The 13,437-nt window shown below is 37.4% G+C and carries 17 protein-coding genes; 10 read left to right on the top strand and 7 right to left on the bottom strand.

From position 1 onward, the window contains the following. Positions 1–79 precede the first annotated feature (79 nt). From rpsP to AC6EI2_RS05250, 3 genes are all read left to right on the top strand, one after another. Positions 80–412: a 30S ribosomal protein S16 gene (gene rpsP, locus AC6EI2_RS05260; protein WP_498463340.1), complete on the top strand. Its 333-nt coding sequence runs from the start codon at positions 80–82 to the stop codon at positions 410–412. A gap of 37 nt (positions 413–449) precedes the next feature. Continuing rightward, entirely contained in the window at positions 450–1,433 is a 984-nt protein-coding gene (locus AC6EI2_RS05255; RefSeq protein ID WP_498463339.1) for a PhoH family protein, read from the top strand. Between the two features lie 70 nt (positions 1,434–1,503). Continuing rightward, positions 1,504–2,241: a Bax inhibitor-1/YccA family protein gene (locus tag AC6EI2_RS05250; protein WP_498463338.1), complete on the top strand. Its 738-nt coding sequence runs from the start codon at positions 1,504–1,506 to the stop codon at positions 2,239–2,241. 47 nt (positions 2,242–2,288) lie between these two features. On the opposite strand, the gene AC6EI2_RS05245 is transcribed toward AC6EI2_RS05250, so the two are convergent. Continuing rightward, positions 2,289–2,801 (bottom strand): sll1618 family protein, encoded by a 513-nt coding sequence (locus tag AC6EI2_RS05245; RefSeq protein WP_498463337.1) that lies wholly within the window; start codon positions 2,799–2,801, stop codon positions 2,289–2,291. Positions 2,802–2,852: 51 nt separating this feature from the next. On the opposite strand from AC6EI2_RS05245, the gene era reads away from it, so the two are divergent. Genes era through larB form a run of 4 tightly spaced genes read left to right on the top strand, consistent with a single transcriptional unit; the run spans position 2,853 to position 6,118 of the window. Next, entirely contained in the window at positions 2,853–3,794 is a 942-nt protein-coding gene (gene era / locus AC6EI2_RS05240) for a GTPase Era (protein WP_498463336.1), read from the top strand. A gap of 5 nt (positions 3,795–3,799) precedes the next feature. Beyond that, on the top strand, positions 3,800–5,026 hold the full coding sequence (gene trmD, locus AC6EI2_RS05235) for a tRNA (guanosine(37)-N1)-methyltransferase TrmD (protein WP_498463335.1): 1,227 nt from the start codon (positions 3,800–3,802) through the stop codon (positions 5,024–5,026). 49 nt (positions 5,027–5,075) lie between these two features. Then, positions 5,076–5,468, top strand: a complete 393-nt coding sequence (locus AC6EI2_RS05230; RefSeq protein WP_498463334.1) for a TIGR03792 family protein — start codon at positions 5,076–5,078, stop codon at positions 5,466–5,468. Positions 5,469–5,470: 2 nt separating this feature from the next. Beyond that, positions 5,471–6,118 carry a nickel pincer cofactor biosynthesis protein LarB gene (gene larB, locus AC6EI2_RS05225; protein ID WP_498463333.1) on the top strand — a complete coding sequence of 216 codons (648 nt, stop codon included), beginning with the start codon at positions 5,471–5,473 and terminating at the stop codon, positions 6,116–6,118. Positions 6,119–6,318: 200 nt separating this feature from the next. On the opposite strand, the gene AC6EI2_RS05220 is transcribed toward larB, so the two are convergent. The 5 genes from AC6EI2_RS05220 to AC6EI2_RS05200 all read right to left on the bottom strand — a co-directional run bounded on the left by AC6EI2_RS05220 (position 6,319) and on the right by AC6EI2_RS05200 (position 9,971). Then, positions 6,319–6,486: a DUF8633 family putative protein gene (locus AC6EI2_RS05220; RefSeq protein ID WP_269606593.1), complete on the bottom strand. Its 168-nt coding sequence runs from the start codon at positions 6,484–6,486 to the stop codon at positions 6,319–6,321. A gap of 127 nt (positions 6,487–6,613) precedes the next feature. Further along, a complete protein-coding gene (locus tag AC6EI2_RS05215) occupies positions 6,614–7,579 on the bottom strand; it encodes a DUF1517 domain-containing protein (protein WP_498463332.1) in 966 nt (321 codons plus the stop codon). 19 nt (positions 7,580–7,598) lie between these two features. After that, positions 7,599–7,817, bottom strand: a complete 219-nt coding sequence (gene thiS, locus AC6EI2_RS05210) for a sulfur carrier protein ThiS (RefSeq protein WP_498463331.1) — start codon at positions 7,815–7,817, stop codon at positions 7,599–7,601. Continuing rightward, on the bottom strand, positions 7,814–8,860 hold the full coding sequence (locus AC6EI2_RS05205; protein WP_498463330.1) for a thiamine phosphate synthase: 1,047 nt from the start codon (positions 8,858–8,860) through the stop codon (positions 7,814–7,816). The genes thiS and AC6EI2_RS05205 overlap by 4 nt, the downstream gene beginning before the upstream one ends. Before the next feature lie 151 nt (positions 8,861–9,011). After that, positions 9,012–9,971, bottom strand: coding sequence for a bifunctional riboflavin kinase/FAD synthetase (locus AC6EI2_RS05200; protein WP_498463329.1), 960 nt, complete (start codon positions 9,969–9,971; stop codon positions 9,012–9,014). A 27-nt stretch (positions 9,972–9,998) separates the two neighbouring features. Here AC6EI2_RS05200 and AC6EI2_RS05195 point away from each other — a divergent pair, with 27 nt between their 5' ends. Continuing rightward, positions 9,999–10,562 carry a DUF3611 family protein gene (locus AC6EI2_RS05195; protein WP_498463328.1) on the top strand — a complete coding sequence of 188 codons (564 nt, stop codon included), beginning with the start codon at positions 9,999–10,001 and terminating at the stop codon, positions 10,560–10,562. 3 nt (positions 10,563–10,565) lie between these two features. On the opposite strand, the gene surE is transcribed toward AC6EI2_RS05195, so the two are convergent. Then, positions 10,566–11,354 carry a 5'/3'-nucleotidase SurE gene (gene surE / locus AC6EI2_RS05190; protein WP_498463327.1) on the bottom strand — a complete coding sequence of 263 codons (789 nt, stop codon included), beginning with the start codon at positions 11,352–11,354 and terminating at the stop codon, positions 10,566–10,568. Positions 11,355–11,422: 68 nt separating this feature from the next. On the opposite strand from surE, the gene pheS reads away from it, so the two are divergent. Then, entirely contained in the window at positions 11,423–12,430 is a 1,008-nt protein-coding gene (gene pheS, locus AC6EI2_RS05185; protein ID WP_498463326.1) for a phenylalanine--tRNA ligase subunit alpha, read from the top strand. 97 nt (positions 12,431–12,527) lie between these two features. Next, positions 12,528–13,436, top strand: coding sequence for an NAD(+) kinase (locus AC6EI2_RS05180; RefSeq protein WP_498463325.1), 909 nt, complete (start codon positions 12,528–12,530; stop codon positions 13,434–13,436). The last annotated feature ends 1 nt before the right edge of the window (position 13,437 follow it).

Here is a 13,437-nt window from a genome sequence, read left to right as displayed (position 1 = left end):
AAAGGCTAAATTAATCATCCGTGGAGTATTATTAACTTGAAGAACCTTTGAGTTCAATCCACTTACAAATAAATAAAAGATGATCAAGCTCCGCCTTAAGCGGTTCGGTAAAAAGCGTGAATCCAGTTTTCGTCTAGTTGCATGCAATAGCACATCAAGGCGAGATGGTCGCCCACTGCAAGAACTAGGCTTTTACAATCCAAGAACTAAAGAAACCAGATTAGATACTGAGGCTTTAAGAACGCGACTAGGACAAGGTGCACAACCTACTGATGCCGTAAGAACATTATTAGAAAAAGGAGGTCTTCTTGAGAAGAAAGTTCGACCAGCAGAGGTCCTAGGTAAGCAAAAACAAGAAAAAGAGAGATTAGCAAAGAAAAAAGATGCAGCTGCATCGGAAACTTCTGATTAAGAAGTTTGGATGACCAAAAATATCTTCAAGAAAATTTATGTCTGAAGCAACCACTGAAGGTCGCTTTTGTATAGATCTTCCTGATTCCGAGGCTGCCACAGCTTTATCAGGGACTGGTCAATCAACACTTCACAGATTGGAAACCCTAACTGGAGCATCTTTTTCTTTAAGGGGATTAAAACTTGAAATAAAAGGAAATTCTTATCAATTAGAGAGAGCAGCAGCAATTGTTGAATTGGTTAGACCAATATGGCAAGAAGGACAAATTGTCTCCACCGTTGATTTACATGCTGCAGCTGGGGCATTGGATATTGGAAAAAGAAATGATCACGCCAAATCAACAAATAAAGTTTTAGCAAGAAGTCAGAGAGGAAATCTTTTACGGCCACGAACAATTAGACAAAAAATTTATGTAGAAGCGATGGAAAAAAGTGACCTTACCTTTGCTTTAGGCCCTGCAGGAACAGGAAAGACATTCTTAGCAGCTTTACTTGCTGTGCGAATGCTTACAGAGAGAAAAATCGAGAAAATAATTTTGACAAGACCTGCAGTTGAAGCTGGAGAGAGATTGGGTTTTCTGCCAGGTGACCTACAACAAAAAGTAGATCCTTATTTAAGACCTTTATACGATTCTCTACACTCTTTGCTAGGACAAGAAAAAACTAATTTGCTTTTAGAAAAAAACGTTATTGAAGTTGCTCCACTGGCTTATATGCGAGGAAGAACTTTAGAAGAATCTTTTGTAATACTCGATGAAGCTCAGAATACGACTTCAGCACAAATGAGAATGGTGCTTACAAGGCTTGGTGAAAGATCAAGAATGGTTGTAACAGGAGATGTAACTCAAGTGGACTTACCATTCGGACAGATGAGTGGACTAACTGAAGCAGCAGATTTGCTAGAAAATGTTGATGGGATTTCAGTTTGCAGGCTTACATCAGCAGATGTAGTAAGACATCCTTTGGTTCAAAGTGTTGTTGATGCTTATGCAAAGCTAGATAAAAAAAAGACAATAGGGTGATCCGCATTCACATTTATGAAGACTTATTTTTTTTGTGCCAAGATAGGTATGAATAATTATCTGGTGCGTCATGCCAGCAAACAGCAATTTTCAACAAGCTATTCGTGAAGCCCAATCAAGTGCACTTATTGGCCCAAATGTAGTTAATAAAGCCTTACCTTATGTCGGTGGAGGAATGGCATTAACTGGACTAGGTGTTTTAGGTGGACTTTCTTTACAAGCCACTAACAATCCACTATTTGGTCCACTATTTTTAGTCGCATTTATTGCAGAAATAGTTCTATTTTTTATGGCCAGCAGCGCTGCCAACAACGCAAATAATTCTAAAGCACTTCCACTTTTAACTGGATTCAGTTTATTAACTGGTTTTACTTTAAGTGGGATTGTTGGCTTGGCAATTCAAGTTGCAGGGATGGGAGCGATAGGAACAGCTGTATTTGCTACGGGAATTACTTTCGTGATTGCATCCTCAGTTGGCAGAAAAATGAGTGATAACGTCGGTCAAGCTTTGCAAGGCGCAGTTGGTCTTGGATTACTTGGTCTTATTATTGCAATGCTTTTCCAGTTTATTGGTGGTTTATTTGCTCCAGGGATGTTTGGAGGCAGTGGATTTGAATTAATGATTGCTGGCTTTGGAACAGTGCTTTTTGTTGCCATGTCTTTTGTCGATTTCTACACAATGCCAAGAAGATATAACGATGAACAGTATTTAGCTGGAGCATTAGGTATGTACCTAACTTATATAAATTTATTTGTTTTTGTTCTTCGTCTGATTATTGCCCTTCAGGGTGGTGGCAGAAGAGATTAAGCCTAATAAATTAAACATAAAAAAAAAGAGCTAAAAGGCTCTTTTTTTTATGTTGCAACTTGATAAATACTTTCTGATATTGCCTTGATTTGTTCATCATTATAACCCCATTTATCTAGAAACTCCAAGTCAGTACCATTGCCTTTTGTTGCTTCAAGTAAAACATCTAAACGTTTTTTTACTTGGCTCGAATCTAAGAGTTTAAGTAATTCGATACACCGAATTTTTATCCTCTTTGATTGAATTTCCTGTGGATTTTTATTATTTCGATGTGTAATTATCATCGCTGAACTCATAGCAAGATTCTTCACGGTTAAGTCAACAATAATTTCTCCAGAACTTCTTAATTGAAAAATTAATGCATCAGGACATCTATCCATTAAAGGGCAATCCATTGAGAGACTTACAACAAAAAATCCTCTTGCGCCCTCAACCGTTTTAATAAGCTCGCCAATTCGATCAGAAATCACTTCGTCACTTATTTCATCATTTTCCCAGCTTTTGCACCACAGTATTGACGCTTGCATTGCCTCTTTAAAAGTTGGTTTCTTTTTATTCATGGTTTTATTGCTCTTTTAGAGTAAGGCTATAGATAATCCTAGAAAGAAAAAATGTCTTTAGGAGATTTAAATCAACAGGATTTTAAGTCAGGATTTATTGCATTAATAGGTCGACCCAATGTTGGAAAATCAACTTTCATAAACAAATTTATTGGTGAGAAAATAGCAATAACATCACCTATTGCTCAAACCACCAGAAATCGATTAAAAGCAATACTTACTAATGAAAAGTCGCAGATTATTTTTGTAGATACTCCTGGTATTCATAAACCCCATCATTTATTAGGTGAGAGACTTGTTCAGAGTGCCAAGAGGTCTATTGGAGAGGTGGATGCAGTTTTAGTAATTTTTGAAGCCAATCATTCTCCTGGTAAGGGGGATGCATTTATTTTAAATTTGATTAGAAATTTAAAAATCCCAGTGATTGTTGCCTTGAATAAATGGGATCTTGTTCAGTTGAGTCAATTTAAAGAACGAAAGAAAGAATATTTAGACTTTTTTGAGGGTACAAGTTGGCCAGTTTATTGTTGTAGCGCACTTACAGGCAAGGGATGTAATGACTTAATTAGTGAAATAGAAGAAAAACTACCTTTGGGACCTCAGCTATATCCAAGTGATATGACTTGCGATCATCCTGAGAAGTTTTTGATGGCTGAATTTATCAGAGAACAAGTTTTAATCAATACTCGCGAAGAAGTACCACATAGTGTTGCAGTCTCTATTGATAAAATTGTAGATATACGATCGAAAAAAAAATCTGAACAGAAATCAAGAACAGGAATTCTTGCAACTATTTGTGTTGAGAAAAAAAGTCAAAAAGGAATTCTGATTGGAAAGGGGGGGGGCATGTTGAAGAAAATTGGTCGGGAATCAAGAATGCAAATTCAAACTTTAATTAATGGAAATGTTTATTTAGAATTGTTTGTTAAAGTTGTTCCTGACTGGAGAAGTAAATCTTCTCGGCTTAATGAGTTTGGTTATGAAGGGAGCTAATTCATATGAGTAAATTGAGGTTCGATGTAGTAAGCCTTTTCCCAGAAGCATTTAAAAATTTTTTTAATCATGGACTTATTACAAAGGCATTTAAAGAGAAGATCGCATCAATTCATATACACAATCCTCGTGACCATGCAATAGATAATTATCGACAAGTTGATGATGAACCCTACGGCGGAGGCGCTGGAATGGTCTTGAAGCCCGAACCTTATTTTTCGGTATTTGATCAGATTCCAAAGCTTAATAAAAAAAGGATACTTTTGATGACTCCACAAGGTAGAAAAATATCTCAATCTGATTTTTTTAGATGGTCAAAAGAAGATCAACTCATATTGATATGTGGTAGCTATGAGGGGTTTGATGAAAGGATTCGGTCTCTTGCTGATGAAGAAATTTCAATTGGAGACTTTGTTCTTACCGGTGGAGAAATTCCTGCAATAACTGTTATTAATGGAGTAGTACGTCTTTTGCCTGGAACTTTAGGTAGTGCCGAATCATTAGAAGAAGAAAGTCACAATGATTTTCTTTTAGAACATCCTCAATACACACGACCCTCAGAATTCGAAGGTATGAAAGTTCCTGAGGTCCTTCTAAGTGGTAATCATAAATTAATTAAAGAATGGAGGCAGAAGCAAAGAGAAATTAGGACACAGTCCCGTAGACCAGATTTGTTCAAACTTTGGAAGCACGACCAATTATCATTCAATAAGAGAAGTTCATTATTTAGAACTGAAGTGAGCTTACGAATAGGCAACGGTTATGACATGCACCGATTGGTTCCTGATCGACCTTTGATACTTGGCGGTGTCAAGTTAAACCATCCTGAAGGGTTAGGCCTTGATGGGCATAGTGATGCAGATGTGCTTACTCATGCAATTATGGATGCCATACTAGGGGCATTATCTTTGGGTGATATTGGAAAGTATTTCCCTCCAGATGACCCTAAATGGAAAAATGCAGATAGTTTGATTCTTCTTGAACAAGTAATGGACTTAATTGAGAAGAAAGGTTGGCAAATTCAAAATATTGATTCAGTTATTGTCGCTGAAAGGCCAAAACTAAAACCTTATATTGACTTAATGAAGGAGAATATATCTAAGAAAATAGGAGTTGACATTGATGATGTAGGAGTTAAAGCAACTACAAATGAGAAATTAGGTGCTGAGGGAAGAGAGGAGGGGATATGTTGCCATGCAGTTGTTTTGATGCAAAAAAATGAAAAAAAATAGAAAGATAAATTTTATTGAAAAAATATATAGGTTCCTTTTTCTGAGTTTGATGTTTCTATCTACTATTTTTGGAAACGTTAAAGATATTCAAGCTGAGTCTTTCTTGAAAGTGAATTTCCCAAAGGAATCTATTGTCGAGCACCTCAAGCTTGATGTTCCAAAAAAATTTAAATATGCTTGGTTAAAAGCTGAGGAAGGAAGTTGGGAGCCATGGTTGTTGAGACAAGATGGTTTTTTAGGACGCCAACTTTTTTGGGATCCTAAGCTTGAAGAAGCAACTCTATTGATTGGTTGGGAATCAAGAGAAGTTTGGAAAAACATCTCTCAGACAGAGATAAATCTTGTCCAGCAGGATTTCGAAAAGATTGCCAGAAAGGAAACAGGTGTAAGCAGTGGAAATCCTTTCCCATTGATTTTTGAAGGGGAATTAAATCCTGAGTAAAGATGAATGAATCAATTATTGATTTTCAGAGGCAAAGTCGACTGGGTGTAATTGAGGCTATATGGGGAGAGCATAAAACAATTGAACAAATTTCTAAAATATTGAATAAATATCAACTTGAGTCAGAAACCGCTTTGGTCACAAGACTTTCCAAAGAGAAAGCAGAGAAACTTTTAGTTGAATTTCCTTCTGCAGAATTTCATGAAATATCGGGTTGTTTAACTATGGGGGAGTTTAAGAAATCTATTTCTTCTAAGGAAGAAGTAATTATTTTGACCGGAGGAACAAGTGATGTTGGAGTGGCGTCAGAGGCTGAAATAGCTTTGAATGTGCATGGAATAAAAACTAAATTATTGATTGATGTTGGCGTCGCAGGACTTCACAGGCTGCTTAATAGGCTTGAAGAGATAAAATCAGCAAAAGTTGTGATTGCATGTGCCGGCATGGAGGGAGCTTTGCCTACGGTGCTCGCAGGATTAATACCTCAACCAATTATTGGACTCCCTGTTTCGGTTGGATATGGGATTAGTGGTGGTGGTAAAACCGCTATGGAGGGAATGCTTGCAAGTTGTGCTCCAGGATTATTGGTTGTGAATATTGATAATGGTTATGGCGCTGCAATGGGTGCTATTAGAATATTGCAATCCTAATGTTTATGTGTGTCTATTTCTAGGATTTGTTCTAACCACAATTTCATTGAATTTGGAAGTAAACCCTTTTCATATCGGAAGATAGCTTCAGTAATGACAGGGGTATTTATCCATTGAATAGTCTTTCTTCTCATTAAAACTTTTTTCTTTCTCCTAAGTTGTGTTATTAACTTCAGGAGCGCAAGAGAAAATTAATAGTCTTAAGATTCTTCGTCATATTTGCTACCAAGTCTTGTTAACTCATCACTATTGTTGCTCGATTCAACATCGAGAAGGCGAGTTACTAATTCCGATAAATCTCTTTGAGCAAGCTCTCCAGAGCTTTCCCATTTCATTGAACGAGGTTCAGGTTGCGAAGAAGCCGACACTTCTATTTCTATGAATAACTGTCATGGAATGCTAACTGTTATTTGTCTGTTTTTCGTAGCTTGTTTACGTAAATAAGATGAAAAAAATATAAAGAAATCAGGTTTTTGGTTATTTTGCGTACTGGCTTTATAAATGTTTAAGATTTGGGTATTGAGTAATTAGCTCTTCCTCTCTCAAGGTCTCTCCTTCTCCGTCGGGTTGCCAGATAACTTCTAAAGCAATTAGTTCGTTTGATGGTATTGACCCAATTATTTTCAAAGCCTCTGTAATTTGTTCGTTGTTAGTTGAGTTGTTTAGTTTTAAGTTCTTTTTGGTCGCTACAAGGATAGTAATTGCGATGTATTCATTTGTTAGATCAGAATCACCAGGATTGGATTCATTGTTTGTTGATTTACTTATTTGACCTGAGAAGTTTGACGTGAGTTCTGCTTTTAACTTGCTTCTTTCAGTTATTGATATCCGATTAAATGTTGATTCTGCTGAGGCAAATGGAACGGATCCCGTCTCTATATTTGAATAGACCCACAGCTCAGGCTTCCTCAGTAGGGAGAGAGTTGTGTCTTGAAGAATTCTTTGAAGACCAGATGAAGTTGAGGTGTTGGCTTGGGATGCTAACTCTCTTAGCTTTACTTGAATCTCTTTTGCACTTGCTAATAAACCAATCTGAAACTGTATCAAAGAAACTTTGGATGGATTTGGTGATTGAGAAACAATTGAACTATTGCTTGGGTTGGAAAAACTTGAAGTGTTTTTGACTGAATTAGCAATCACACCAATGATTGACATAAGTACTAAAAAACCAAAAATTCCACCACCACCAAAGCCAAATATCGGCAGTAAGAAAGGGAAACCAATACCACCGCCTCTATACCCACTTCCATAGCCTCGAAAGTTGTTCCCTCCATAGCCTCCGTAATTTTGGCTTCGTGGTGCAGAAGGTGCCTGAAAACTTCCACCACCGATTCGTCCTCCACTGGCCGCTGACGCCAAGCTTGGATTCATCAATAAGAAAGAGAAAATTAATGATGAAATAACCAGAAAAGAGCAAAATCTTGTTCTTCTCAACCAATTAAAGCGAGTAAGATCGAACACTTATTTATGTCGGAATTAATTAACTGTAGGAACCGCCGCCAACAATTGTCACAACCTCTAGGCAATCGCCATTTTTTATTTTTGTATTGACCCAATCTTTTGGGTTGATAATCACACCATTTAACTCAACAACAACTAATTGGGGTCTGTATCCTAGGTATTCAAGCAAACCCTCTAATAGCAAGTTTGCTTCGGTGTTTTCAACAGTTTTAGTTTCTCCGTTAATTTTCAAGTTCATTTTAAGAATTTAAGAAGCTCTTCAGTTTTTGAAAAGGGGTCATTTGAATTAATGATTGCCTCTGAAACTGCGATACGTAGATTATTAACCTGGTTTAATTTTTTTATGTTTGAGCTATTGATTCCACCAATAGCAAATGACGGTAGGGTAGTCTGAGTTGATCCCTTTCGAAGGTAGTCAATTCCAATTGGATTAAGTTGTTTCTTTGTCTCAGAGGGAAAAATTGGCCCAATGCCAATATAATCACAGCCTTCATCTTCTGCATTTTTTATGTCTTCAAGGCAGTGCGTGCTTCGACCAATAATCCTTTCATCCCCTAGAAGCTTTCTTGCGATTTTTGTTGGAATGTCTTCTTGGCCTAAATGAACCCCATCAGCATCAACAGCAAGGGCGATATCGATTCGGTCATTAACTATGAAAAGTGAGTTGTATTTTTTGCAAAGAGAAGCTATGCATTTCGCTTGAGAAATTTTTTCAAAATCATGTAAAAACTTTTCTCTGTATTGAACTATCTTTACACCGGCTTTAAGAGCTTCAAGAACTATCTCTTCGAGGTTTTTCCTGTTTGAAGTAATTAAATATACGGAACAATCTTTTAAGGCTAATCTTTTCTCTATACCTTCAGTCGAATTAATCACTTTTATCTCGATCTCATAAGTTTCGTATCTAATTTTGGTGGCAATTTCACAAAGCTTCGGATCTGTTAAGCGAGTAAATTCTTCAATTACTCGCAAGGCTTCTTGAACTCTGGATGAGTTTGCAATAAATACAGCCTTTGGAGTAGATCTGATTTTTTGTAACGGATGTGAAACTCCCATGGCTGGGTCGTTTGAGGTAAGTCTTGCTTTTCTATAGATATTGTGGTGATGGACTCCTAATTGTTGCCTCCAATCTTTTATTTTAATAGAAAAATCACTCCTCTTTAGACCAAATCTGCACCAATCTTCCATAACTCGAAGTCCTTCCCTAGCCCGATCAAGGTTCGCGTCAATCAATTGAGCAATACGATTGTCAGAGGGAGGGGTGACAGACATTGATTTCATGTCATCCTTTATTAGATGATATGCATTTAAATTGTATTGTGGAAAATGATTCTGAGAACAATATGGCTGTGCTTATTTGGGGCGTTTTTTTGCTAGGTGGCATAGGTCTATTTGTTGTGTGGGGATTATCTAATGCTTATCCCGCAATTACTTAAATTAAGAGGCTGCTTGTCAAAATTTCTTTTGCCAATATGGCATCAATATTTATTTGTTTGCTAAGTTCTTCAATATTCTCAAACTTTTTTTGAAGCCTAATTCTTTGTACTGGTTCAATAGTTAATTCTTGTCCTAAAAGGTTGATATCTTTATCTATTAGGTGAACTTCTACTGCTGATAATGAGCTTGGATCGATAGTGGGTTGAGGTCCCATATTCATGACAGCTAAGAAACGTTCTTGTTCGTTTGTTATGGAGGCCCAAGCTGCATAAACCCCCAATGATGGAAGAAATTTTCGCCCATCTATTTTTAAATTTGCAGTTGGCCATCCAATTTTTTTACCTAAACCCTTACCTTTCTCAACCGTTCCGGTGAAGCTATATGGACGGTTTAATAAATATTTGGCATGTTTTAAATCACCTTCTTTCAGTGCTTTGCGTATCCTGCTACTACTTAGTCTTCCATCATGATCTTCAAGAATTGGAATGATGGAAACTTTGATTCCTAGAGATGCTCCAATTCTCTTCAGAGTAGAAACATCACCTTCTCTGTTACGACCAAACCTAAAATTTTCCCCAACTGATATGTGTTTAGCTTGAAGGGTTTTTACGAGAATTTCATTTACAAATGTCTCAGCACTTTTAGAGGCAAGAGTTTTATTAAATGGAACTAAAACTAATTGCTCTATTCCAAGTGGCTCGAGTAAAGATGTTTTCTCATTAGGTAAATCCAATCTCAATCTTGATTCTCCAAAAAGAATTTCGCGAGGGTGAGGCCAGAAGCTAACAACTGTTGGGATCCCAATAGGTTCTTTTAAGATAGCTTTTATTACTTTTTTATGACCTAAATGTAGGCCATCGAAACTACCCAAAGCCAGTGCAGTTGGTAGTTTCGCGTTTTCAGGAGCATAGAGAGGGATCAAGATAAGCGTGCAATTTTTGTGCTTAGATGGCAAATTCGGACTATCGCCTTATTCATCGTGATGGCAGATCAACGTGACTTTCAATTGCTTTCTTTGGGAATGAGAAGAATTGGTTGGATTCGATTTTGGATTCAAACAATTTTGGGTGTCGTAGTAGTGGGCGTTTTGTTGTTCAATAATGTTGGAAGTAGTTTAGCCAGAAATTCAGAGCGAGCACTGGGACTAGGTCCAGGTTTGTCTCTCACGACATTGGCTTTTATTTTATTGCTATTTAGCCTTTGGCAAGGGTGGTTGATCGTAAAGACTGGGAGATCCCTCGATAGTGAGGCAAGACCGGGACGTGGAGAAACTAGCCGATTACTCAAGAGAGGTTTGATTGTCGATTTGGTGGGATTAGTTTTTTCGTCGGTTGGATATCAATCCTTGGCAGGTGCTTTATTTGTTCAAGCCTCAATGCAAGCTCCTGGAATATCAATAGGTGCAGGAATGAGGGCAATGGAAAATTATCCAATTACCTCTTTAGAAATGCTCTCTGTTTTGAGTAATACACAAGTTTTATTTGCTCATTTAATAGGTTTGATTTTTTCTTTGTGGTTGTTGCAGAGGATTTATAGGAAAAAATGAGTTTTATATGAGTTTTGGTAAATTATCTAAATCACCTCTCCAAAAAAGATCAGGTTGAATAGGGGTTAGAGAAGGAGAGTTTAAGGCTATTTGAGATACATCACTTGGCCAGACTTGAGGTCCATCGCCAGCTGATTGGAGATCTTTTACAGCCTCACCAGCCATCCAAAAATAGGTGTTCCCTCTTGGGTCAACCCGACGAATGAATTGCTCCTCGTATTGCCTGATTGAAAGTCGTGTCCAAACCAATTTCCGCATCTCTTTTTCTTCACAAGGGGGAATATTTAAATTTAGGAGTAAATTTTTTGGCCAGTTTTGTTCAAGTGCTTTCTCAGCGATATTTAAGGCTAGTTTTCCAGCAAAATTAAAACTTTTCCATTGAAAACTTGCAATGCTCACTGCAATAGAGGGGATCCCATCCAAAGTCCCCTCAAGTGCAGCTGCAACAGTCCCTGAGCAAAAAATATCTGTACCAAGATTTGGGCCATGATTTATTCCAGAAAGGATTAAATCTGGCTTTTGATCAAGAATTTCATTAAGTGCGAGTTTCACACAATCAGCTGGAGTACCACTACAGCCCCAAGCCTTAATTCCTTCCCCAAATAATTCGTCTGCTCTTTCAGCTCGTATTGGCGAATGTAAAGTTAATCCATGTCCAGTTGCTGATCTTTCTTGATCTGGACAAACAACAGTAACTTTATGACCTCTGTTCGCTGCAGACGAGGCAAGTGTTCTTATCCCTTCTGCAAAAACTCCATCATCATTACTAATTAAAATTCTTAATGGTTTCATTTTTTAGCTATTGGTTTTTTAGAAATTTGACTTGTGACGATTAAACTAATACTCGAGATTGGAATTCATTGAGTTCAACATTATCCCTAAAACAGCTCACTAATGAGCTAGATATTTTAGAAATCGAGGCTGCAAAAGAGATTGATGCAGCTGAAAGTTCTGAATCAATAGAAAAATTGAGGTTGGGTTTTCTAGGAAAGAAAGGGAAACTTTCACTTCTATTGGGAGGGATGAAAAATCTTTCAAACGAAGAAAGACCTTTAATTGGTCAAAGAGCGAACGTGTTAAAAAATCAATTGCAAGATTTAATAAAGGAAAAGCTTGAAATCTTAAAAGCTCAAGCCCTAAATCAGATACTAATAGAAGAAACTATAGATGTTACTGCTCCTCCAAATGGTATTTCTCAAGGACATCGGCACCCCTTGATAACAACTACTGAGCAAATAATTGATCTATTTTTAGGTCTTGGATATCAAGTTTCAGAAGGTCCTGAGATAGAAAATGATTACTACAATTTTGAGGCACTAAATATACCGCCTGATCATCCAGCTAGAGATATGCAAGATACTTTTTATTTGGGAGGTGAAAATCTTTTAAGAACGCATACTTCCCCTGTGCAGATTCGATCTCTTGAAAGTAAGAAGCCCCCTGTAAGAATAGTTTCTCCTGGTCGTGTTTATCGAAGAGATGCTGTTGATGCAACTCATTCTCCTGTTTTTCATCAAATAGAGGTATTAGCAATTGACGAGGATATTAACTTTAGCCATTTGAGAGGAACCGTAATGGCCTTTTTAAAGGCGTTTTTTGGAGATTTACCTATTCGTTTCAGAGCTAGTTATTTTCCATTTACAGAACCATCCGCGGAAGTTGATGTTCAATGGAGAGGAAAATGGTTAGAGGTTATGGGTTGTGGAATGGTTGATCCAGCTGTTTTAGAGGGATTAGGAATTGATCCAGAAAAATATAGTGGGTTTGCTGCTGGACTCGGAGTTGAGAGATTTTGCATGGTCAGACATGGTGTAGACGATATTCGAAAGTTATACACAAGTGATCTTAGATTTTTAGAACAATTCTAAATTTAAATTTTTTTAGAATTAAATTTTTTATTGTATTAAATAAATATAATTCACAATTTAATTGCTAATATCGAAAAATTGTTTGTAAGTATGATCGGTGCCCCGAGTAGGACTGATCGTTAATGACGGGAAAGAGCTTGCTGTCAAGACAGCAAAAACTTTTCAAAAAAGACTGGTGGATTGTGGCTTTGAAGTTATCAGAGTTAGTAGCTCAGGGGGGCTATTAGGTTTTGCTAACCCCGATCAATATATGAGTTCACAAGGATATAACTCTTGTATTCCTGATGGTTTTGATTCTTCAATTTTGCTTGCAGTTGTATTAGGTGGTGATGGCACTGTTTTATCTGCAGCAAGACAAACTGCACCAATGGGAATTCCTATCCTCGCAATTAATACAGGACATTTAGGCTTTTTAGCGGAGGCCTACCTTTCAGATATAGATAAAATTTTCAAACATCTAGCTTCAAGACAATGGAATATTGAGGAAAGAACCAGTCTAGTTGTAAGTGTTATGAGAGGAGATCAATGCCGATGGGAAGCCCTTTGTTTGAATGAAATGGCATTGCATAGAGAACCTATGACAAGCATGTGTCATTTTGAGATTTCTGTTGGCCGACATGCTCCTGTTGATATTTCTGCAGATGGTGTAATCCTCTCTACTCCTACAGGCTCAACTGCTTACTCACTTAGTGCGGGGGGACCAGTAATTACTCCTGATTGTCCGGTTTTGCAACTTACCCCGATATCTCCACATTCGCTTGCATCAAGAGCTCTTGTATTCAGTGATGAAGAGCCAGTAACAGTTTTCCCTGCTACTCCTGAACGATTGATGATGGTTGTTGATGGGAGTGCAGGTTGTTATGTGTGGCCAGAAGATCGAGTTTTGATTAGAAAAAGTGATCATCCAGTTAAATTTATTAGACTTTCTGATCATGAATTCTTTGAAGTTCTCAGAAATAAACTAGGTTGGGGTCTACCACACGTTGCAAAGCCTGATAAGAGATAAG

It is taken from the genome of Prochlorococcus sp. MIT2302, from assembly GCF_059772385.1.
The sequence above is the reverse complement of the archived record's forward strand: the minus strand, read 5'-3'. Positions and strand labels throughout refer to the sequence as shown.

Excerpts from the sequence above, each read along its gene's own strand:
- rpsP (WP_498463340.1), top strand. The coding sequence starts at position 80 with ATGATCAAGCTCCGCCTTAAGCGGTTCGGTAAAAAGCGTGAATCCAGT.
- AC6EI2_RS05255 (WP_498463339.1), top strand. The coding sequence starts at position 450 with ATGTCTGAAGCAACCACTGAAGGTCGCTTTTGTATAGATCTTCCTGAT.
- AC6EI2_RS05250 (WP_498463338.1), top strand. The coding sequence starts at position 1,504 with ATGCCAGCAAACAGCAATTTTCAACAAGCTATTCGTGAAGCCCAATCA.
- AC6EI2_RS05245 (WP_498463337.1), bottom strand. The coding sequence starts at position 2,801 with ATGAATAAAAAGAAACCAACTTTTAAAGAGGCAATGCAAGCGTCAATA.
- era (WP_498463336.1), top strand. The coding sequence starts at position 2,853 with ATGTCTTTAGGAGATTTAAATCAACAGGATTTTAAGTCAGGATTTATT.
- trmD (WP_498463335.1), top strand. The coding sequence starts at position 3,800 with ATGAGTAAATTGAGGTTCGATGTAGTAAGCCTTTTCCCAGAAGCATTT.
- AC6EI2_RS05230 (WP_498463334.1), top strand. The coding sequence starts at position 5,076 with ATGTTTCTATCTACTATTTTTGGAAACGTTAAAGATATTCAAGCTGAG.
- larB (WP_498463333.1), top strand. The coding sequence starts at position 5,471 with ATGAATGAATCAATTATTGATTTTCAGAGGCAAAGTCGACTGGGTGTA.
- thiS (WP_498463331.1), bottom strand. The coding sequence starts at position 7,817 with ATGAACTTGAAAATTAACGGAGAAACTAAAACTGTTGAAAACACCGAA.
- AC6EI2_RS05205 (WP_498463330.1), bottom strand. The coding sequence starts at position 8,860 with ATGAAATCAATGTCTGTCACCCCTCCCTCTGACAATCGTATTGCTCAA.
- AC6EI2_RS05195 (WP_498463328.1), top strand. The coding sequence starts at position 9,999 with ATGGCAGATCAACGTGACTTTCAATTGCTTTCTTTGGGAATGAGAAGA.
- surE (WP_498463327.1), bottom strand. The coding sequence starts at position 11,354 with ATGAAACCATTAAGAATTTTAATTAGTAATGATGATGGAGTTTTTGCA.